Raw genomic sequence first — 20,307 nt, 5'->3', positions numbered from 1 at the left:
CCGTGATGATCCTCCCGATCGTCACGGCGAGGACGACCCCACCGGTGAACATCGTCGAGCCCGTGGTCGAGACCGGGCCCTGGAAGAGCGGGATCCAGCCCAGGTACTGGTTGAGGAACTCGCCCACCGGCACGAGCAGCGGGCGCATGACGATGATGCCCCACAGGCCGAAGACGATCGAGGGCACGGCGGCCAGCAGATCGACGATGTAGCCGAGGAAGCCGGCGATCCGACGCGGCGCGTAGTGCGAGATGAACAGCGCGATGCCGATGGCGACCGGCGTGCCGACGACCATGGCGATGAGCGCGGCCCAGATGCTGCCGAACAGCAGCGGACCGACGTACTCCCAGAAGTTGGTCCAGCTGCCGTTCTGGTAACCGGCGAGGTCGCCCTCGGTCCAGTTGCCGGTGATCGCGGGGATGCCGCGGATGATCAGGAAGATCGCCACCCCGGCGAGGATGATCATGATCGACACGGCGGCCGTGGTCGACAGTCCGAGGAAGACGGTGTCGCCGACGCGGCGCTTGCCGACGATCGTCGTGCGGGGCGGGGTCGGCGAGGACGGGGCGGTGTCTGTGTCGGCGACGGTGTCAGTCACGGGGGACCTCACGCTCGGCACGGGTCATGGGGTTCTCCTCGGTCGGGTGTTCGGTGAGGATGTCGGCTCAGCGGAGCGATCGACGCGGGTCGAGCGTTCCGATCAGCCCGGCCCGACCCGCGCGAGGAGCACGAGTCGGGCCGAGTCCGAACAGATGTTTACTTGATGGCCGAGAGGGTCTCGGCGGCGGCCTCGAGGACCGAGTCGGGCAGCGGGGCCGAACCGGCGTTCTTGGCCGCGACCTGCTGGCCGAGGGTGCTGGTGACGAAGCCGAGGTACGACTTGGTCAGCTCGGCCTGCTTCGAGTCCTTGAACGTGGTGCAGGTGATCGCGTACGACACGAGCGGGATCGGGTAGGTCTCGGCGGTCAGCTTGGAGTAGTCGAACTTCTTCGACAGGTCGCCCGCGACACCGTTGCTGGCGTCGACGGCAGCGGCCTCGAAGGTCGCGGTGACGGCCTCGGGGCTGTAGGCGACGGCGGTGCCGTCCTGGATGACCGCGGCGGCGTTGAGGTCGCCGATGGCCGAGTGGTCGGCGTAGCCGATGGTGCCCGTACCGGCCTTGACGGCCTCGACGACGCCCGAGCCGCCCTTCTGCTTCGAGACGTTGCCCTCGATGGGCCAGTCCTTGCCCGCGGGGGCGGTCCACACCGACGACTGGGTCGCGGCGAGGTAGTTGGTGAAGTTGGTGGTCGTGCCCGAGCCGTCCGAGCGCGCGACGGTCGTGATGGGACCGGCGGTCAGGGCGGTGCCGTTGTCGGCGGTGATGGCCGGGTCGGACCAGTCGGTGATCTGGAGCGCGAAGATCTTGGCGATCGTCTCGCCCGAGAGCTTCAGCTCGGTGACGCCGGGGATGTTGAAGATGATCGCGACGCCGTCGAGGTAGACGGGGATGTTGACGCCGCCCTCGGTGCACAGGGCAGCCGACTGCGTGGTCTGGTCGGCGTTCAGGGGGGCGTCCGAGCCGGCGAAGTCGTACGCGCCGCTCAGGAAGTTGGTGACACCGCCGCCGGAGCCCTGCGACTTGTCGTAGTTGATCGTGACGCCCTTGGCCTGCGCGTTGTAGGCGCTGGTCCACGCGGCCTGCGCGTTGGACTGCGCGCTCGAGCCGCCGGCGGTGATCGTGCCCGAGAGGTTGGGGTCGATCGTGAATGCCACGTCCGAGGACGAGGGCGACGAGGACGAACCCGCGGCGTCGCCGGAGCCCGAGGGGCCGGCGCAGCCGGCGAGGGTCAGGGAGGCCACGGCGGCCACGGTGCCCAGCTGGGCGAGTCGGGAGAGCTTCACGATGTGAATCCTTCGCATGTTTGGGGACGGAACCCGGTGCAGGGTTCGACGGGAACGCTAAACAGCGACTCTTAAGAGTCTGCGTTGCACGGGTGAACGGAAGGTGAACCGGGGCGGCCCGTCCGGGGTGTTTCCCTGGGAGTTGTACCCTTCGTGCCGTGACGACCTCCGCTTCCGCCGCCCAGGCCCCGCTCGACCGGCTGGCCGCTGCGGCGCCCGCGCGCACGTTGATCGACATCCTCACCGACGTCGCCGTACGGCATCCCGAGGCATCCGCCATCGACGACGGCTCGGGGGCGTTGAGCTACCGCGAACTGCTCGCGCGGGTCTGGCGTACCGCGGCGGCGCTGCACGAGGCGGGCGTGCGGCGTGGCGATCGCGTCGGCGTGCGCATGCCCTCGGGCTCGAAGGAGCTGTACGTGTCGATCCTCGCCGTCATGGCCGCGGGGGCGGCGTACGTGCCGGTCGACGCCGACGACCCCGACGAGCGCGCGCGCCTGGTCTTCGGCGAGGCGGGGGTGCGGGGCATCGTCGCGGGCGACGGCGAGTTTGTCGCGACGGATCCGGATGCCGCTCTCGTGCGCCTCTACGACGGTGACGCGCCGCACCCCGGCACGAACGCACTGCCGGTGGTGGCCCCGCCGACCGTCGACGACGATGCCTGGATCATCTTCACCTCGGGTTCGACGGGCGTTCCCAAGGGCGTCGCGGTGTCGCACCGATCGGCGGCGGCCTTCGTCGAGGCCGAGGGGCGCCTGTTCGTGCAGCGCGAGCCGCTCGGTCCGGGCGACCGCGTCCTCGCGGGGCTGTCGGTGGCCTTCGACGCCTCGTGCGAAGAGATGTGGCTGGCGTGGGGACACGGCGCGTGCCTCGTGCCCGCGCCCCGCTCGCTGGTGCGCTCGGGAGAGGACCTGGCTCCGTGGCTGCTGCGCCAGGGCATCACCGTCGTCTCGACGGTGCCGACGCTGGCCGCGATGTGGCCCGCGGACTCGATCGAGAACGTGCGCCTGCTGATCTTCGGCGGTGAGGCCTGCCCGCCCGAGCTCGCCGCGCGTCTGGTGGCCGAGGGCCGTGAGGTGTGGAACACCTACGGACCCACCGAGGCGACGGTGGTCGCCTGCGCCGCCCCCCTCGACGGCTCGCTGCCCGTGCGCATCGGTCTTCCCCTCGACGGGTGGGCGCTGGCGGTGGTGGATGCCGAGGGCCGGCCCGTCGCCGAGGGCGAGGTCGGCGAGCTCATCATCGGGGGCGTCGGCCTGGCGCGCTATCTCGACCCCGCGAAGGACGCCGAGAAGTACGCGCCGATGCCGACGCTCGGCTGGGAACGCGCGTACCGCTCGGGCGACCTCGTGCGCTTCGAGGCGGCGGGTCTGGTGTTCCAGGGGCGCGCCGACGACCAGGTCAAGGTCGGCGGCCGACGGATCGAGCTCGGCGAGGTCGAATCGGCCCTGCAGGACCTCGACCGCGTGAGCGCGGCGACCGTCGCGGTGCGCACGACCGAGGCGGGCGTGCCCGTGCTGGTCGGCTACCTCGTCATGGACGACGGCGTCGAGCTCGATCGCGCGGCCGCGCGCGCGGCACTGGCCGAGCGGCTGCCCGCCGCGACCATCCCCTTGCTCGGGGTCGTCGACGTCCTGCCGGTGCGCACCTCGGGCAAGGTCGACCGCGCGGCCCTTCCCTGGCCCCTGCCCGGGGTGGACGCTCCCGCGGCGACCGACTTCTCGGCTGACGAAGCCTGGCTCGCCGAGCAGTGGCAGGCCGTGCTCGGACTCGCCGTCACCGACCGCAAGGCGGACTTCTTCGACCTCGGCGGCGGTTCTCTGGCGGCGGCGCAGCTCGTCTCGCGCATCCGCGCGCGCGTGCCCGAGTTCTCGGTCGCCGACATCTACGACGTCCCGCGCCTGGGCGCGATGGCCAAGGCCCTCGGCCCGCAGTTGCACGACGACACCCCGTCGACCTTTCACCGTCCCGCTCCCACGCCCCGGTCGACGCAGTGGGTCCAGACGCTCGTGGGGGCGCCGCTGTTCATCCTCTCGGGCATCCGGTGGCTGCTGTACCTGCTGACCGCGTCGGCGATCCTTCAGCTCACCCCGGGCTTCGAGGTGCTGCCGGACGTGCCGTGGCCCGTGCTCGTGATCGGGCTGCTGATCTTCGCGACCCCGTTCGGACGCATGGCGATCGCCGTGGCATCCGCTCGTCTTCTGCTCGCGGGGGTGCGGGCGGGCGACTATCCGCGCGGAGGCTCGGTGCACGTCCGCCTGTGGCTCGCCGAGCAGATCGCGGATCAAGTGGATGCCGTCGGCCTGGCCGGCGCGCCCTGGGTGTCGTACTACGCGCGAGCGCTCGGCGCGAGGATCGGCCGCAACGTCGATCTGCACGCCCTTCCGCCCGTCACGGGACTCCTCGTCATCGGAGACGGGGCGTCGATCGAGCCCGAGGTCGACCTGACCGGGTACTGGATCGACGGCGACCTGGTGCGCATCGGAGAGGTGCGCATCGGCAAGGGCGCGACGATCGGTGCCCGCTCGACCCTGGCACCCGGTACGCGGATCGGCCGTCGCGCCGAGATCGCGCCCGGGTCCGCCGTCTTCGGTCGCGTCAAAGCAGACCAGTCGTGGGCGGGTTCCCCGGCTGTGCGCGTCGGCGGCACGGCCAAAGACTGGCCGGCCGAGCGACCGGCCGCGCCCACCCGCTGGCTGTGGGCCTACGCGGCCTCGGCCGTCGTGCTGGCGCTGCTGCCCCTGGCCTCGTTCTCCGTGGGTGGCCTCGTCCTCGCGCAGGGGCTGCGCGGCAGCGCGACCCTCGCGGCCGCGGCGGGCGCGGCCTTCGCCTGGCTCGTGCCGGCGGTCGCGGTCACGGGCCTGGTGTTCGCGGCATCCGTCGTCCTCCTCGTGCGGGTGTTCTCGATCGGCCTGATCGAGGGCACTCACCCCGTGCGCAGCCGCGTGGCCTGGCAGGCGTGGACCATCGAGCGTCTGCTGGATGCCGCCCGCACCATCCTGTTCCCGCTGTACTCCTCGCTGTTCACGCCCGTCTGGCTGCGGATGCTGGGCGCCCGCGTCGGCCGCGATGTCGAAGCGTCGACGGTCCTGCTCATCCCCTCGATGACCCGCATCGAGGACGGGGCGTTCCTCGCCGACGACACGATGGTCGCCTCGTACGAGTTGCACGCCGGATGGCTGCGACTGGGTCCCGTGCGCATCGGCAAGCGCGCCTTCCTCGGCAATTCCGGCATGGCCGCCCCCGGTCACCGCGTCCCGCGCGACGGCCTCGTCGCCGTGCTGTCGGCGGCTCCCGCCAAAGCGAAGGCCGGGTCGTCGTGGTTGGGCTCCCCGGCGGTGCGCCTGCGGCGGCAGTCGGCCGAGGGCGACGAATCGCGCACCTACCGTCCCACCGCCGCTCTGCGGCTCGCTCGGACGCTGTGGGAGCTCGGGCGTTTCGTCCCGGTCGTGATGACGTGCGGCATCGGGCTGGGTGTGCTGCTGACCCTCGCCGCCCTCTGGGACGTGTTCGGGCCGCTGTGGGCTCTGCTGCTGTCGGGCATCGTGCTGCTGGCCGCGGGCGCCGTCGCCGCCGGGGTGTCGACGGTCGCCAAGTGGGCGATCGTGGGGACGATCCGCGCGGGCGAGCAGCCCCTGTGGTCCAGCTTCGTCTGGCGCACCGAGGTCTCGGACACCTTCACCGAGATGGTCGCGGCGCCGTGGTTCGCGCGCGCTGCGGCCGGAACACCCGCCCTCGCGGTCTGGCTGCGCAGTCTGGGAGCGACCATCGGCCGCGGAGTCTGGTGCGACAGTTATTGGCTCCCCGAACCGGATCTCGTCACTCTCGGCGACGCATCTACGGTCAACCGGGGTTGCGTCGTGCAGACCCACCTCTTCCATGATCGAATCATGAGCATGGACACGGTCGAGCTCGAAGCGGGCGCCACGCTCGGTCCCCACAGCGTGGTGCTGCCGGCATCCACCCTCGGAGCGCACGCGACCGTGGGACCCGCCTCGCTCGTGATGCGCGGAGAGACCGTGCCGGTCGGCTCGCGCTGGAGCGGCAATCCCATCGGCCCCTGGCGCGCCGTCAAGGTCCGCGCCTACCAGTCGACGACGTGAGCGGCGCTGACCCCTACGCCCCGCAGAGCGGTGACACCTCGTACGACGTCGACTCGTACGACCTCACGCTCGGCTACCGCGTGCGCACGAACCGTCTCGAGGGTACGGCCACGATCGTGGCCGTCGCGCGCGTCGACCTCGCCTCGTTCGCCCTCGACCTCGTCGGCCTGCGCACGACGAGGGTACGCGTCGACGGCGCCGTCGCCCGCTTCGCGGCGGGCCCGCGCGTCCTGCGGGTGAGCCCGGCGTCGAGGATCGCCGCCGGGGACCGCTTCGAGGTCGAGGTGGTCTACGCGGGTGCTCCCGCACCGCGACGCTCGCGCTGGGGGACCGTGGGGTGGGAGGAGCTCACCGACGGTTCCCTCGTTGCGGGGCAGCCGATCGGCGCTCCGACGTGGTTCCCCTGCAACGACCGGCCCGACGACCGCGCGCGCATGCGCATGGAGATCACCGTCGACGACGGCTACGCCGTGGCGGCGACCGGCGTGGTCGGGGCCACCACCCGCCGCGGAGGGCGGGTCACCACCGTGTTCACCTCGAGCGTCCCGACGGCGACCTACTTGGCCGCGGTGCACGTGGGGCGCTACCGCACCACCCCCCTGGCCGGCAGCGGCGCGGGTGTCGTGCCCGCCGTGACGGTGACGGCCCCGCCGGCGCTCGCCGCGGCCTCCGACCGTGCTTTCTCGCGCGTCCCCGACATGCTGAGGATGTTCGACCGGCTCTTCGGCGCCTACCCGCAAGAGGCGTGCGCGCTGGTCGTCACCGCCGACGAACTCGAGATCCCCCTCGAGGCGCAGGGTCTCGCGGTGTTCGGCATGAATCACCTCGTCCCCGCCGCGCAGCGGCTCGTGGCGCACGAGCTGGCGCACCAGTGGTTCGGCAACAGCGTCGGGATCGCGCGTTGGAGCGACATCTGGCTCAACGAGGGCTTCGCCTGCTACGCCGAGTGGCTGTGGTCCGAGGAGTCGGGCGGCGATGACGTCGACGCCTGCGCCGCCGAGCATCACCGTCGCCTCGCGGCGAAACCGCGCGATCTGCTGCTCGTCGATCCCGGTCCGGACGACATGTTCGACGATCGCGTCTACAAGCGCGGGGCGCTCGCCCTGCACGCTCTGCGCCGGCAATTGGGCGACGGGGAGTTCTTCGACCTTCTGCGCGGATGGACCTCGGCCCACCGGCACGGACTCGTCACGACCGACGACTTCCGTGCGGCCGTCGACCGGGCCGGGGGAGCGGATGCCGTCGCCCTGCTGTCGCGATGGATCGACCGCGAGGAGCTTCCGGCTCTGCCGTGAGCGTTCATCGTTGCCCGGGGTCGGAGACGCTGTCGCGCCAGAGCGCGGCGAGGACCGTGCGGCCGCTCCGGTCATCCCTCCCAGCCGCGCACGCGATGCACGACGAACGATTTGGGATACGAACCCCGTGGTGAGCCGACCTCGAAGATGTCGATGAGCAGCGCGAGCGGGTAGTCGGGCGCTTGCGGGAAGCATCGCAGGACGGTGCCCTCGCACCCGATCAGCGTTTCGCCGTCACCCCAGACGACCGTCCAGGTGTGGGGTCGACGAGCATCGATTGGCAGGAGCGCCTCGTGCATGTCCGTCATGAGCCGCGTGTCGTGGTGCGCCTTCACGCCGAACCGCGCCCGCGTGGTCTGCGGGCCGATCGCCTCGGCATCGATCTCGAAGATGCAGATCTCGCCCGCGTCGTCCGCGGAGAGATGTTCCGTTCCGACCAGCCAGGCCGCGACCATCGTTCCCTCGTCGGCGGAGGCCGAGATGGTGACGTCGACGCGTCCGCGTGACGGGGCGAACAGCAGGGACACCGGGACCTCGGTGCGCACGGTGAGCTCGTCAGCGCGGTGACGATGCATACCCTGGCGGGACCCCAGCGGGCCTGAGAACGTCGCGGTCTGCAGGTTCGAGACTCTCAGGGGCGCATCCTCCGGTCGCCAGTGCGGCTGATCTTCGTCGATACGCAGGCGGATTCCATCGGGTTCGCCGTTCCATCGTGCGGCGGCGCGCTCGGGCGTCGACCACTGGGGCAGGTAGGCGCTGACCCAGCGGGAGGGATCAGGCGCGCCGTCCGAGAAGTCATCGTCGAGATCCGCCGGGCGGGACGGGGGCGGGGGAAGCAATCTTCCGGCGGTGTTCACGAAGCATTTGTACCGCAGGTCGCGAGCCCGCTCGCCTGCCCGGAACGGCGCGGCTCGTCGGTGCCGCGAAGCATCACCCGGGAGGGCCGGGTGAGGTGCGATCGACGTCCGGCCGTTGCTCCCTGGGACGGGAGTGCTCGAAGACGGAAGATGCGTATGGGACCGCGGCGGCTACGGATTCGGATCCAGCACATTGTGGGTGCAGGCGCGGGCAGCCCTTCCTAAGCGGGAGGGACTGCAGCGAGGGCTCGTGTTCGGGATTGCGGCGCGGGTGCGTGGTCGGGGTTGCGGTGCGGGCGTGTTTGGCGTTCGGGCGCGGTGGAGCGCCGGGTCGTCGGGTCAGAACGGTGGGGGTGTGTCGTCGTTGTCGGGGTCGGGTGGGGGCGGTTCGGGTGGGAGGAAGCGGACGGCGGGGGAGTAGGGGAGGGGTTCGTCGGTGTAGGTGCGGCCGGTGGGGCTGGTCCAGTGGAGGGTGCCGCCGGGTTGTTGTTTCACGCTCCAGCGGGTGAATTGCTTCTGGGTGTGGTGGCGTTGGCAGAGGTGGGCGAGGTTGTGGACGTGGGTGGGGCCGCCGAGGGCGTGGTCGTGGGTGTGGTCGATTTCGCAGCGGATGGCGGGGGTGGTGTAGCCGGGCCATCGGCAGTGGCGGTCGCGGGCGCGGAGGTGGCGGTCGATGGCGGTGGTGCGGTGGTAGGTGTCGGTGTGCAGGACGGTGCCGGTGATGGGGTGGGTGATGACGCGGTCCCAGGGGAGGGTGGTTGTTTCGGTGAGGGCGCGGGCGGTGGGGGCGTCGAGGGGGCCGTGGCCGATGAGTTCGGCGGGGTCGTCGTTTTCGCGGGTGGGGTCGAGGATGGTGAGGGCGGGGACGACGATCTGGACGCGGGCGCGGATGGTGCCGAGGGTGCCGGGGCCGTCGTCGGTGCGGGTGGGGTCGGCGGTGGGGCTGGCGGTGAGGAGGAGGTCGGTGAGGATGTCGGCGCGAAGCTGCGCGGTGGTGCGTTCGTCGGTGGCCTCGACGGGGGTCGGGTCGGCGGTGGTGCGGCGGTCGATGAGGGCGCGGGCTTGGTGGGTGAGGCGATCGTAAATGCCCACGGCCAGCACGGTGGGGAGGGTGGCGATGAGGTCGGACATGCCGTCCTCTGCGGTGACGATGCGCACGCAGCGGGTGTCGCGGCCGCGCTGGTGACGTTCGGTGAGGGTGGTGGGGTGCAGGCGTTCGGCGAGGACGGCCAGGCGTGAGCGCAGTCGTCCGGGGCTGAGGCCCTCGCCGGCGGTGGCGGCGGCGAGGGCGTCGAAGTCGTGTCGCACCTCGACGGGGAGGGGGCGGCCGATGTCGAGGATCGCGTTCACGTGCGCGCGGGTGAGGGAGCCCGCCTGCCAGGCGGTGAGGGTGTCGGGGTAGTCGTCGACAAGGGTCATCGCGCGAGTGATCTGGGTCTGCACGGTGCGGTCGGAGAGGTTCTCGGCCGCGGCGATGTCGGAGGCCACCTCGCGAAGGGCCAGTTCGGCGGCGCGGGAGGACGCGCACTGGCCGGCCATGACGTCCAGGGCCAGGTGACCGGCCTGGGCGAGGGCGCGGGTGCGATCGGCTTCGGCTGCGGCGACGGCGACGCTGGCGCGGCGGACCTCGTCGACGAGCGCCGAGAGGACGCGGGGTCCTTCGGTGGGGTTCGTCGGGGAGGTGTCATCGTGCATGTGTGCATGCTAGCGGCGACCTCCGACATCGAGACCGACGGAAAACCCCAGGTGGGGATAACCTTCCGTCCTCATAGGGTGGGAAGGAGAAGTGCCTGCGCGGCACGAAGGGGGCGGTGTTGTCGACGAGCTCAGCCACCCGTGTGCAACGGGGCGGATCGGTCGGGTCGGTGGCTTCGCCAGGCTCAGCCACCTCGAGTAGGACAGGTCGGGCCGGTGGCTTCGACGAGCTCAGCCACCCCGTTCGCGACACGCCGGGCCGGTGGCCGCGACAGGCTCAGCCACCTCACCGGTCACAGCCTGGGCGCGCTCGTCGCCACCGCCACGACGAGCCCCGCGGGGCCCTCGACATCCCACCCGCGCCAGTCTCCGGCGGCGTCCTCGCCGCGGATCCGCGCCCGCCATCCGGCCGCGTCGAGCGCGACCTCGACGCGCGCGGGGTCGACGGCGAGGCCGCGGCCGTCGGCCTTGAGCACCGCCTCGATCCGCGCCCAACGGCGCGCGGCGCTGTCGGGCATCCGTCGTGACTCCGGGGTCAGCACCCGTTCGAGTCCGCCCGTGCCGAAAGGCACAGCATCCACCCCGATCCGCTCCCCGGGACCGCCCACCGCCGCGACCGCCCAGCCCGGGGCGTACGACACCGAGACCGCGGCATCCGCCCCCTCGACACGCACGCGCCCGTGAGCGCCCCCGCATACGGGGCAGCGGGACACGAAGCGGGCCGACGGCAGGGCTTCGCGCAGCAGATCACGCGAGACCGCGCGGCGCGACGCCCCCGCGGGTACCTCGCGCCAGAGGACGCGGATGCCGAGGGGCAGCGTGATCACACCTGCGGTTCGTGCGTCTCGATGGCGACGATGCCGGCACCGGGGTGTTCGACGGGGACGTGCACGACCGAGAAGGCGGCGGGATCCAGCGCCGAGGCGCTGCCGAGGTAGGAGCCGCTCATCGTCCCTGTCGCCAGGGCGAGCTCGTGCAGGATGTCGGGCAGCACCGGACCGTGACTGGCCAACACGACGGGCTTTCGCGACCGCACCCGCTGCCCGATGATCGATCGGGCGTCGGCGCGACCCTCTTCCCAGGCGTCCTGGCTGATCGACTCGCAGAACTGCACCCGTTGGCCGATGGCCTGGGCGATCGGCGTCGCGGTGCGCACGCACCGCTCGGCGGGACTCGAGATCACTCGACGCACTCCGAACGCCAGCAGGGGACCGACGATCCCCTGCGCCTGCCGCCGTCCGCGGGTGGTGAGCGGTCGGGCGGTGTCGCTGCCCTCCCACTCGTCGCGCGATCGCGCCTTGGCGTGCCGCAGCACGACGATGGGGAAGGTCGGCAGCGCCTGCTCGTCGACGACGCGGCTGAACTCGTCGAGGATCTCGATGTCGACCGGGTAGCTGAGGTGTTTGCGCGCCTTCTTCAGGCTCACCCACTCGATCGCGGCGACCTCTTTGTTGGGGACGAAGCTCGACGTGCGCACGGCGGCCTCCGTCGCCTCGGCGGCCCAGTAGTGCACGATCTTGGTGCGGCCGTTCGGCATCCGGTAGCGCGACACCCCGACGGGCACGCCGAGCGCGACGCGCAGGCCGGTCTCTTCGCGGATCTCGCGGACCGCCGTCTCGGCGAGCGTCTCGCCCGGGTCGACCTTTCCCTTGGGCAGGGTCAGGTCGCGGTACTTCGTGCGGTGGATCAGAAGGATGCGCAGCTTGCCCTCGACGATCCGCCACACGACGCCGCCGGCGGCATAGACCGCGGTCTCGGTCATCGGGCCGTCCGCGCGCGCCGCTTGCGCTGCACCAGCGCCATGGTGCGATCCTGCAGATCGACCAGGGCCGTGCCGTCGGCGGCGACGCTGTGCCGGACCCATTCGCCCTCGGAACCGAGATGCCAGGAGCTCGTGGCGTCGTCCATGGCGAAATCGAACAGCGAGGTGAGTTCGCGCACCTGGTTCTCGTCGACCACGCGGACGAGAGCCTCGACACGGCGATCCAGGTTGCGGTGCATCATGTCGGCACTGCCGATGAACACCTGCGGATCGCCGTCGTTGACGAAGGTGAAGATGCGCGAGTGCTCGAGGTAGCGGCCGAGGATCGAACGCACCGTGATGTTCTCGCTCATCCCGGGGACGCCCGGCTTGATCGAGCAGATGCCGCGCACCCACACCTCGACGGGGACGCCCGCCTGGCTGGCACGGTACAGCGCGTCGATGATCTGCTCGTCGACCATCGAGTTGACCTTGATGCGCACGCCCGACGGTTTGCCGGCGAGGGCGTTCTGACGCTCCTTGTCGATGTGACGCAGCAGCCCCTTGCGCAGGTGCAGAGGGGCGACGAGAAGACGCTTGAACTTCTTCTCGATCGCGTAACCGCTCAGTTCGTTGAACAGACGCGTCAGATCGCGCCCCACCTGGTCGTCGACGGTGAAGAGGCCGAAGTCCTCGTAGATGCGGCTCGTCTTGGGGTTGTAGTTGCCGGTACCCACGTGGCTGTAGTGGCGCAGGCGCCCCTCTTCTTCGCGGATGACGAGGGCCAGCTTGCAGTGCGTCTTCAGCCCCACCAGGCCGTAGACAACGTGCACGCCGGCCTTCTCGAGCTTGCGCGCCCAGACGATGTTGTTCGCCTCGTCGAAGCGCGCTTTGACCTCGACGAGCGCGAGCACCTGCTTGCCGGCCTCGGCGGCGTCGATGAGCGCCTGCACGATCGGGCTGTCGCCCGAGGTGCGGTAGAGCGTCTGCTTGATGGCGAGCACGTGCGGGTCGCGGGCGGCCTGCTCGAGGAATGCCTGCACGCTCGTCGCGAAGGACTCGTACGGGTGGTGCACGAGCACGTCGCCCTTGCGGATCGCTCCGAACAGGTCGGCGCGACCGTTCTGCTCGGGCGGCTGGAAGGCCAGCGCCGTCTTGGGCACGTGCGGGGGGTAGTGCAGGTCGGGCCGGTCGATGCGCGACAGGTCGAAGAGGCCGCGCAGGTCGAGCGACCCGGGCAGGCGGTAGACCTCCTGCTCGGTGATGTCGAGCTCGCTCAGCAGCAGCGCCCGCGTCACGTCATCCATGTCCTCGGTGATCTCGAGGCGGATCGGCGGGCCGAAGCGGCGGCGCAGCAGTTCGGCCTCGAGGGCCTGGATGAGGTTCTCGGTCTCATCCTCCTCGATCGTCATGTCCTCGTTGCGGGTGAGGCGGAACGCGTGGTGGTCCAGCACCTCCATGCCGGGGAACAGGTCGCCGAGGTGATTCGAGATGAGCTCCTCGAGCGGGAGGTACCGCACGCCGGGGCCGTCGCCGGGCACCTCGACGAAACGGGGGAGCATCGGGGGCACCTTGAGGCGCGCGAACTCCTGCCGACCGGTGCGGGCGTTGCGGATGCGGATCGCCAGGTTGAGCGACAGACCCGAGATGTAGGGGAACGGGTGCGCCGGATCGACCGCGAGGGGCATCAACACGGGGAACACGTTGCGCTGGAAGTACTCGGTCAACCGCTCGGCGGTCGCCGCGTCGAGCGAATCCCAGGTCACGACCTCGATGCCGGATTCGGCGAGGGCGGGGCGCACCTTCTCGGTCCAGGCCGCGGCGTGACGCAGCTGCAGACGGTGCGCTTCGGCGGAGATGTCGGCGAGGACATCGAGCGGGGCCCGCCCGACGTTGGTGGGAACGGCGAGACCGGTGACGATGCGGCGCTTGAGGCCGGCGACGCGCACCATGAAGAACTCGTCGAGGTTGCTGGCGAAGATGGCCAGGAAGTTCGCGCGCTCCAGGACGGGGACCGCGGGGTCCTCGGCCAGCTCGAGCACCCGCTGGTTGAAGGCGAGCCAGCTGAGCTCGCGATCGAGGTAGCGGTGGTCGGGCAGCTGGTCGTCGTCGGCCTCGACGGCCTCGTCGAAGTCGTCGTCGTCGGCGTCGCCGAGCCCGGCATCCAGCGCGTCGTGTTCCATCATCCCCACATCATTGCAGGGGTCGGTGACACGCGCGTGAACGGCCGGTGCGCGGGTCGTCAGGCGGGGGCGGATGCCGTCGCCGGCGCCTCGTCCTCGTACACGTTGAAGCGGTAGCCGACGTTGCGGACCGTGCCGATGAGCTGCTCGAGATCGCCGAGCTTGGCGCGCAGGCGCCGGACGTGGACGTCCACCGTGCGGGTGCCGCCGAAGTAGTCGTACCCCCACACCTCGCTGAGCAGCTGCTCGCGCGTGAACACGCGGGAGGGGTGGGTGGCGAAGAAGTGCAGGAGCTGGAACTCCTTGTAGGTGAGGTCGAGCGGCTTGCCGTGCACCTTCGCCGAGTACGAGGACTCGTCGATCGTGATGCCCGAGGTCTGGATGCGGGTCGACACCTGGTCGGCGGCGCGGCGCCCCATCGCGAGGCGGATGCGCGCGTCGATCTCGGCGGGACCCGCTCCCACCAGCACGACGTCGTCGATGCCCCAGTCGGTGGACACCGCGGTCAGACCGCCCTCGGTCACGATCAGCACGAGGGGTGCCTCGACGCCCGTCGTCGTCATGATCTTGCACAGCGACTTCGCCCCGACGAGGTCGAAGCGCGCGTCGATGAAGATGACGTCCGCGCTGGGCGCGTTGATCAGCTGGGCCGCCTCGGCCGGGATCTGGCGCACGCGATGGCTGAGCAATTCGAGCGCGGGCAGCGCTGCACCCCCGCCGGGGGCGGAGCTGAGAACAAGAAGCTGAGCCACATCGACCTCCAAGCGCGGGCGGGCCGCGCACCCGATCATCTTAGAGTGACGCGCCGCGCCGATCCGATTCCGGGGCGATGCGCGTGCGCGAGCGGGCGTCGTGGGCGAAGATGAGAGCATGTCGACCCCGGATCTCGCACCGCGCCGCACCTTCGGCGGCGTCGTCGCCGTGTGGGTGCTCGCGGCGATCGCGGGCGTCCTCATCGGCCTGTTCGCCCCCGCGGGGTGGCGCGCCCAGTGGGTCAGCGTCGCCCTGGGCGGATGCGTCATCGTGTCGTTCGCGGTCCAGCTCTGGTACGGGCGCTCGCAGGCGTTCATCCAGCGTATGGCGCTGAGCACCCTGGGTGCGCTGGTGGTGCTGGGCGTCATCACGATGGGTTTCGGGCTGGCCGCACTCGTCTCGGGATAGGGTGGTGAGCATGGACCTTTTCGCGCTCGAAGCGTTCTTCGTGGGACTTCTCGGCCTCGCCTCGCTGGCGATCGCCTTCGTGTCCGGAACGGTCATCTGGAACCTCTACCGCGGCCAGCGCTGAGCGCCCCGTGATCGAGATCCCGACCGACCTTCCGGCCGACCTCGTCCCCCTCTCGTGGCTCGTCGGCGTGTGGGAGGGCACGGGCGTCATCGACTACGAAGCCGCAGGCCGCTCGTTCTCGGGTGAGTTCGCGCACCGCGTGAGCTTCAGCCACGACGGCGGGGCGTTCCTCAACTACTCGGCCGACGCCTGGCTCATCGACGGCGCCGAGCGCCGCCCGCTCGTGTCCGAGATCGGATACTGGCGCCTGGCTCGTCCCGTGACGGACTCCGACGCGGGGCCCGCCCTTCTGCCCGCGACCGCCGAACCGGTGACCCGCACCGCCGATGACGTCGAGGCGCTGCGCAACGCAGACGGCGGTTTCGACATCGAGGTGAGCCTCGCCCACGCCGACGGCGTGCTCGAGCTCTACGTCGGTCAGGTCAAGGGCCCGCGCATCGATTTGGCGACGGATGCCGTCGTGCGCACCGCGGGAGCCAAGCCCTACACCGCGGCGACCCGCCTGTACGGACTCGTCGACAACCATCTGCTCTGGGCCTGGGACATCGCCGCTCTCGGGCGTGAGCTCGGTTCGCACGCCTCGGCGCGCCTCGCCCGGGCGGAGTGACCATGTCCTCGTTGACCGACATCCCCGGCGCGGTGACCGACGAGCGGGGCCTTCGCCACGTGGGTTCGCCCGTCGCCGAGCAGCGCCGCCTGGCATCCGGGACCGCCCTCGCCCCGCTGGGCGATCGCCGCGTGATCTCGGTCGCCGGTGAGGACCGCCGCAGCTGGTTGGACTCGCTGTCGTCGCAGGCGCTCACGCACCTGGCTCCCGGTGTGTCGACCGAGCTGCTCATCCTCGATCCGCAGGGACGCGTCGAGCACGCGGCCTCCGTCGTCGACGACGGCGAGGTGACGTGGTTGATCGTGGATGCCGGCGACGCCGACGCCCTCGCGTCGTGGTTGACGCGCATGCGCTTCCGGTTGCGCGTCGAGGTGCGCGACCGCTCCGGCGAGCTGTTCGTCGTCGGGGGTGCCCGCGCCGCCGTGTCGCAACGCCGCGCCGTCGCGCCCGTGTGGGTCGACCCGTGGCCCGACGTCGCGCCGGGGGGATGGGGCTACGCCCGCGTCGACCCGCACCCGGGACGCGATCGCGATTGGGCCGAGGCCATCGTGGATGCCACCGAGTACGAGGATCTGCTGGGCGAGGCCGCGCGGGGCGAGCAGTCGCTCGCCGGGCTCGACGCCGTAGAGGCTTTGCGCGTGGCCGCGTGGCGCCCCCGGGTCGCGATCGACGCCGACGACCGTCTGCTGCCGCACGAGATGGACTGGCTCCGCACCGCCGTGCACCTGTCGAAGGGCTGCTACCGCGGGCAGGAGACGGTGGCCAAGGTGCACAACCTCGGTCACCCGCCGCGTCGCGTGGTCGCGCTGCAGCTGGACGGCAGCGACAACGTCCTCCCGGCCCGCGGCGACGCGGTGCGCGCCGGTGACGACGTGATCGGCGCGATCACCTCGGTGGCCGTGCACCACGAGGAGGGGCCGATCGCCCTGGCTCTGGTCAAGCGCAACGCCCCCGAGGGACTGCCGCTCATCGTCGACACCGCGGATGGCCCGCTCGCGGCGTCGGCCGAGACCGTCGTCCCCGCCGACGCCGGTGCGACGGCGTCGGTGCCCCGTCTGCCGCGACTCGGTCGCCGCCGCGCCGCGGAATGAGCGGCGAGGCGTCGTCGACCTCGGTCGGGGTCGTCGTCGCTCGATCGCGGTGGCGGACGACACTGGCCCGACGGGTCCACCGCGTACGCGAGTCCGTACCGGCGATCGCGCAGATCGTCGTGTCGGCGACCGCGGCGTTCGCCTTCGCCCACTTCGTGCTCGGCCATCCCGTACCCCTTCTGGCCGCGACCGTGACGGTGTCGAGCCTCGGGCTCGTCCGCGACGCCCGCCCGTGGCGCGTCGCCGAGACCGTGCTGGGGATGCTGGTCGGCATCCTGATCGCCGAGGTCGTGCTGTTGATCGCCGGTGCCGGCTGGTGGCAGATCGCGCTCGCGATGACGGTGACGCTGGTGGTGGCGCGGTTCCTGTCGCCCCAGCCCGGGTTCGCGCTGGCCGCCGTGGTGCAGTCGCTGATCGCCCTCGTGCTGGTGTCGGGCGCGCCGTTCCTGCGGCTGGTCGACGGGACGATCGGAGGCGTCGCGGCCCTGATCGTGACGGCCCTCATTCCGCGGACGCTCCGCCGCACCGAGCTGCGCGACGCCGACGAGCTGTTCGACGCCTTCGACGCCGCGGTCTCGACGATCGTCCGCGCGCTGCGCAAGGGCGACCGCGCCCGGGCGGAACGCGGCCTCGAGCGCGCGCGGTCGCTGCAGACCTACGTCGACGCGTGGAGCGGGTCGCTGGAGTCGGGTCGCGAGGTCGCCCGCATCTCGCCCTTCCTGCGCCGCCAGCGGGCGGAGCTGCAGCGGCACGAGCGCGTGCGCGAGGCCCTCGACCTGGCGACCCGCAACCTGCGCGTGGTCGCCCGGCGCGCGGCGTACCTGTGCGCTGACGGGCAGGCGCGTCCGATCCCCGCCGACCTGCTCGCCGAACTCGCCCGGGGTGCGGGGCTCGTGCGCGACGGTCTCGACGACATCTCGCTCGAGCCCGCGGCGCGCGAGACGATCGCCGCGATCACGCGCCGCCTCGACCCGTCCGTCCTGCTGCCCGACGGGGGCGTCGGAGAACTCAACCTCGTCGCCGCTCTGCGACCGCTCGCGGTCGACCTGCTGGTGGCCGCCGGGATGCCGACCGCCGAGGCGCGAGGGCTCCTGCCCCGGATCTAGGGAGAGTTCAGCGCGGGGCCACGGCCTGCCATGCGACCCCGACTTCGCCGAGGCGCCAGCGCTCGCGCCGGACGAGCGGCCAGCCGTCGGCGGCGAGGGCGAGCATCGCCGTCCGCCAGCGGTGCACGGGCCCGAAGGGGGCCACGGCCGCGGCGCGGGCCCACTCCCGTTCGAGGGATGCCACGAACCCGTGCACGCGTTCCCCCTCGACGTTGCGGTGGATGAGTGCCTTCGGCAGGCGTTCCGCGGCGATGGCGGGGGAGTCCAGGCCCGCGAGGCGCAGCGACACCGTGAGGGTGCGGGGGACGGCATCCGCCCCGATCTCCACCCACGTCGCGATGCGCCCGATCTCGTCGCAGGTGCCTTCGACCAGGATGCCGTCGGGCTGCAGTCGCGCGCACATCCGGCCCCAGGCGTCGGCGACGTCGGCCTCGTCGTACTGGCGCAGGACGTTCATCGCCCGGATGACGGCGGGGCGACGTCCGCGGGGGAGGGGCACCTCGAACCCACCGCGCGCGAAGGACACCCCCTCGATGCCCTCGGCCTGGCTCCGCCCCCGCGCGACGCGGTCGGGATCGATCTCGAGGCCGAGGACCTCGGCATCCGGTCGCTGCGATCGCAGGCGCGCCAACAGCTCCAGGGGTGTGACGGCGCTCGCCCCGAAGCCCAGGTCGACGACCAGGGGGTCGTCGGTGCGCCGCAGCACCGGGTGGCGTGCGATCCAGCGGTCGATGCGACGCAGCCGGTTGACCCCGGTCGTGCCGCGCGTGGGGCGTCCGACGGGCGAGGGGGTCACTCCGACATGATGCCAGGATGCGCACGGGCGCGAGCGCCCCGCGTCGCTAGCATGGAGACATGCCTCACACGCTGATCCTCCTCCGCCACGGGCAGAGCGAGTGGAACAAGACCAACCAGTTCACCGGCTGGGTCGACGTGCGACTCACCGACCAGGGCAAGGCCGAGGCGAAGCGCGGCGGCGAGCTGCTGGCCGAGTCCGGCGTGCTCCCCGACGTCCTGCACACCTCGGTGCTCAGCCGCGCGATCCAGACCGCCAACATCGCGCTGGACGCGGCCGACCGCCTGTGGATCCCCGTCAAGCGCTCGTGGCGTCTGAACGAGCGCCACTACGGCGCGTTGCAGGGCAAGGACAAGGCGCAGACGCTCGAGGAGTTCGGCAACGAGCAGTTCATGCTGTGGCGCCGTTCGTTCGACGTTCCGCCGCCGCCGCTGCCCGCCGACGACCCGTACAGCCAGGTCGGCGACCCGCGCTACGCGGGCATCGACGGCGAGGTGCCCGACACCGAGTCGCTCGCGATCGTGATCGACCGCATGCTGCCCTACTGGCACAGCGACATCGTGCCCGACCTCCAGGCGGGCAAGGTCGTGCTCGTCACGGCGCACGGCAACTCGCTCCGGGGCCTCGTCAAGCACCTCGAGGGCATCAGCGACGCCGACATCGCCGAGCTCAACATCCCCACGGGCATCCCGCTCGTCTACCGTCTCGACGACGACCTCAAGCCCCTCGGTCCGGGCGAGTACCTCGACCCCGAGGCCGCCGCGGCCGGAGCCGCCGCGGTCGCCGCGCAGGGCAACAAGCACTGACGCCGCAACAGAAGAAGGGGGGTGGATGCCGTGGCATCCACCCCCCTTCTTCGTTCAGGCCGTGATCAGATGACCGGGCTCGGCTCGTGGGCGGTTTCGTCGTCGGCGCCGGCCCAGTCGCCGGTCGCCAGGTAGACGACCTTCTTGGCGACCGAGACCGCATGGTCGGCGAAGCGCTCGTGGTAGCGGCTGGCGAGCGTGGCATCGACCGTCGCGGTGGCCTCGCCCTTCCACGAGTCGCCGAGCACCTTCTCGAACACGCTGACGTGCAGCTCGTCGATGTCGTCGTCGGCGTCGCGGATCGCCTCGGCGATGCGCAGGTCCTGCGTGCGCAGCAGTTCGGCGAGCTTGCGGGCCACCTCGACGTCGAGCTCGCCCATCCGGGTGAACGTCGTCTTCAGGCCCTTGGGGATGGCACGCTCGGGGAATCGCGAACGCGCGAGCTGGGCGATGTGCTCGGCCATGTCGCCCATGCGCTCGAGCGACGCGCTCACGCGGAGCGCCGTGACGACGATGCGCAGGTCGCGGGCGACCGGCTGCTGGCGCGCGAGGATCTCGATCGCGAGCTCGTCGAGCTCGAAGGCCTTCTCGTCGATGATGGCGTCGGCCTCGATGACCTCTTCGGCCAGCGCGACGTCGCTCGTTCCGAACGCGCGCGTGGCCCGGTCGATGGCGACGGTCACGAGGTCGGCGATCTCGACCAGGCGGGCTTGGACGTCCTCGAGGGACTGGTGGAATACTTCGCGCATGGCGGGTACCTTCCTCGTCGGCGGCACGGCACAAGTGTGTCCCGCAACCTCCGGGATTCTTCCCAGCGAAGGTTAACGAGTGGTGCTGTGACAGTGAATAGTAACGTCT

The 20,307-nt window shown here is 71.3% G+C and carries 16 protein-coding genes and 1 pseudogene; 7 read left to right on the top strand and 10 right to left on the bottom strand.

The features are described 5' to 3' along the window. Positions 1-598, bottom strand: a pseudogene (locus QZ433_RS11690) (phosphate ABC transporter permease subunit PstC); the annotation flags it as partial. 158 nt (positions 599-756) lie between these two features. Beyond that, positions 757-1,884: a PstS family phosphate ABC transporter substrate-binding protein gene (locus tag QZ433_RS11685; protein WP_295783597.1), complete on the bottom strand. Its 1,128-nt coding sequence runs from the start codon at positions 1,882-1,884 to the stop codon at positions 757-759. Positions 1,885-2,042: 158 nt separating this feature from the next. On the opposite strand from QZ433_RS11685, the gene QZ433_RS11680 reads away from it, so the two are divergent. Both QZ433_RS11680 and QZ433_RS11675 read left to right on the top strand, forming a co-directional pair. Further along, positions 2,043-5,987 carry a Pls/PosA family non-ribosomal peptide synthetase gene (locus QZ433_RS11680; RefSeq protein WP_295783594.1) on the top strand — a complete coding sequence of 1,315 codons (3,945 nt, stop codon included), beginning with the start codon at positions 2,043-2,045 and terminating at the stop codon, positions 5,985-5,987. Continuing rightward, positions 5,984-7,282 carry a M1 family metallopeptidase gene (locus tag QZ433_RS11675; RefSeq protein ID WP_295783592.1) on the top strand — a complete coding sequence of 433 codons (1,299 nt, stop codon included), beginning with the start codon at positions 5,984-5,986 and terminating at the stop codon, positions 7,280-7,282. The genes QZ433_RS11680 and QZ433_RS11675 overlap by 4 nt, the downstream gene beginning before the upstream one ends. 71 nt (positions 7,283-7,353) lie before the next feature. On the opposite strand, the gene QZ433_RS11670 is transcribed toward QZ433_RS11675, so the two are convergent. The 6 genes from QZ433_RS11670 to QZ433_RS11645 all read right to left on the bottom strand — a co-directional run bounded on the left by QZ433_RS11670 (position 7,354) and on the right by QZ433_RS11645 (position 14,510). Further along, positions 7,354-8,139, bottom strand: coding sequence for a hypothetical protein (locus QZ433_RS11670; RefSeq protein ID WP_295783589.1), 786 nt, complete (start codon positions 8,137-8,139; stop codon positions 7,354-7,356). A gap of 339 nt (positions 8,140-8,478) precedes the next feature. Continuing rightward, a complete protein-coding gene (locus tag QZ433_RS11665) occupies positions 8,479-9,834 on the bottom strand; it encodes an HNH endonuclease signature motif containing protein (RefSeq protein WP_295783587.1) in 1,356 nt (451 codons plus the stop codon). 293 nt (positions 9,835-10,127) lie between these two features. Next, a complete protein-coding gene (locus QZ433_RS11660) occupies positions 10,128-10,661 on the bottom strand; it encodes a 4'-phosphopantetheinyl transferase superfamily protein (protein WP_295783585.1) in 534 nt (177 codons plus the stop codon). Next, positions 10,658-11,596, bottom strand: coding sequence for an NUDIX domain-containing protein (locus QZ433_RS11655; RefSeq protein WP_295783582.1), 939 nt, complete (start codon positions 11,594-11,596; stop codon positions 10,658-10,660). The genes QZ433_RS11660 and QZ433_RS11655 overlap by 4 nt, the downstream gene beginning before the upstream one ends. Then, positions 11,593-13,761, bottom strand: coding sequence for an RNA degradosome polyphosphate kinase (locus QZ433_RS11650; RefSeq protein ID WP_295783579.1), 2,169 nt, complete (start codon positions 13,759-13,761; stop codon positions 11,593-11,595). Before QZ433_RS11650 ends, QZ433_RS11655 begins: the two co-directional genes overlap by 4 nt. A 56-nt stretch (positions 13,762-13,817) precedes the next feature. Further along, positions 13,818-14,510 (bottom strand): response regulator transcription factor, encoded by a 693-nt coding sequence (locus QZ433_RS11645; protein ID WP_295783576.1) that lies wholly within the window; start codon positions 14,508-14,510, stop codon positions 13,818-13,820. Positions 14,511-14,628: 118 nt separating this feature from the next. Between QZ433_RS11645 and QZ433_RS11640 the strand changes: the two genes are divergently transcribed. The 4 genes from QZ433_RS11640 (at position 14,629) to QZ433_RS11625 (ending at position 17,847) form a co-directional block, all read left to right on the top strand. Further along, positions 14,629-14,919 (top strand): hypothetical protein, encoded by a 291-nt coding sequence (locus QZ433_RS11640; RefSeq protein WP_295783572.1) that lies wholly within the window; start codon positions 14,629-14,631, stop codon positions 14,917-14,919. Positions 14,920-15,050: 131 nt separating this feature from the next. Further along, a complete protein-coding gene (locus QZ433_RS11635; RefSeq protein ID WP_295783569.1) occupies positions 15,051-15,650 on the top strand; it encodes an FABP family protein in 600 nt (199 codons plus the stop codon). 2 nt (positions 15,651-15,652) lie between these two features. Beyond that, positions 15,653-16,741: a glycine cleavage T C-terminal barrel domain-containing protein gene (locus QZ433_RS11630; RefSeq protein WP_295783567.1), complete on the top strand. Its 1,089-nt coding sequence runs from the start codon at positions 15,653-15,655 to the stop codon at positions 16,739-16,741. Continuing rightward, complete coding sequence (locus QZ433_RS11625; protein WP_295783564.1) at positions 16,738-17,847, top strand: FUSC family protein; 1,110 nt, start codon at positions 16,738-16,740, stop codon at positions 17,845-17,847. The genes QZ433_RS11630 and QZ433_RS11625 overlap by 4 nt, the downstream gene beginning before the upstream one ends. Before the next feature lie 7 nt (positions 17,848-17,854). On the opposite strand, the gene QZ433_RS11620 is transcribed toward QZ433_RS11625, so the two are convergent. Then, positions 17,855-18,643 (bottom strand): class I SAM-dependent methyltransferase, encoded by a 789-nt coding sequence (locus QZ433_RS11620; protein ID WP_295783562.1) that lies wholly within the window; start codon positions 18,641-18,643, stop codon positions 17,855-17,857. Positions 18,644-18,702: 59 nt separating this feature from the next. Between QZ433_RS11620 and QZ433_RS11615 the strand changes: the two genes are divergently transcribed. After that, positions 18,703-19,449 carry a phosphoglyceromutase gene (locus QZ433_RS11615; protein ID WP_295783559.1) on the top strand — a complete coding sequence of 249 codons (747 nt, stop codon included), beginning with the start codon at positions 18,703-18,705 and terminating at the stop codon, positions 19,447-19,449. Positions 19,450-19,514: 65 nt separating this feature from the next. Here the strand turns inward: QZ433_RS11615 and phoU are convergent, their stop codons facing one another. Beyond that, positions 19,515-20,198, bottom strand: a complete 684-nt coding sequence (gene phoU, locus QZ433_RS11610; RefSeq protein ID WP_295783555.1) for a phosphate signaling complex protein PhoU — start codon at positions 20,196-20,198, stop codon at positions 19,515-19,517. Between the last annotated feature and the right edge of the window lie 109 nt (positions 20,199-20,307).

Source organism: uncultured Microbacterium sp. (genome assembly GCF_913776565.1).
Classification (GTDB): Bacteria; Actinomycetota; Actinomycetes; order Actinomycetales; family Microbacteriaceae; genus Microbacterium.
The sequence above is the reverse complement of the archived record's forward strand: the minus strand, read 5'-3'. Positions and strand labels throughout refer to the sequence as shown.

Coding starts and splice junctions, on each gene's coding strand:
- QZ433_RS11640 (WP_295783572.1), top strand. CDS start 14,629: ATGTCGACCCCGGATCTCGCACCGCGCCGCACCTTCGGCGGCGTCGTC.
- QZ433_RS11630 (WP_295783567.1), top strand. CDS start 15,653: ATGTCCTCGTTGACCGACATCCCCGGCGCGGTGACCGACGAGCGGGGC.
- QZ433_RS11650 (WP_295783579.1), bottom strand. CDS start 13,761: ATGATGGAACACGACGCGCTGGATGCCGGGCTCGGCGACGCCGACGAC.
- QZ433_RS11655 (WP_295783582.1), bottom strand. CDS start 11,596: ATGACCGAGACCGCGGTCTATGCCGCCGGCGGCGTCGTGTGGCGGATC.
- QZ433_RS11625 (WP_295783564.1), top strand. CDS start 16,738: ATGAGCGGCGAGGCGTCGTCGACCTCGGTCGGGGTCGTCGTCGCTCGA.
- QZ433_RS11665 (WP_295783587.1), bottom strand. CDS start 9,834: ATGCACGATGACACCTCCCCGACGAACCCCACCGAAGGACCCCGCGTC.
- phoU (WP_295783555.1), bottom strand. CDS start 20,198: ATGCGCGAAGTATTCCACCAGTCCCTCGAGGACGTCCAAGCCCGCCTG.
- QZ433_RS11615 (WP_295783559.1), top strand. CDS start 18,703: ATGCCTCACACGCTGATCCTCCTCCGCCACGGGCAGAGCGAGTGGAAC.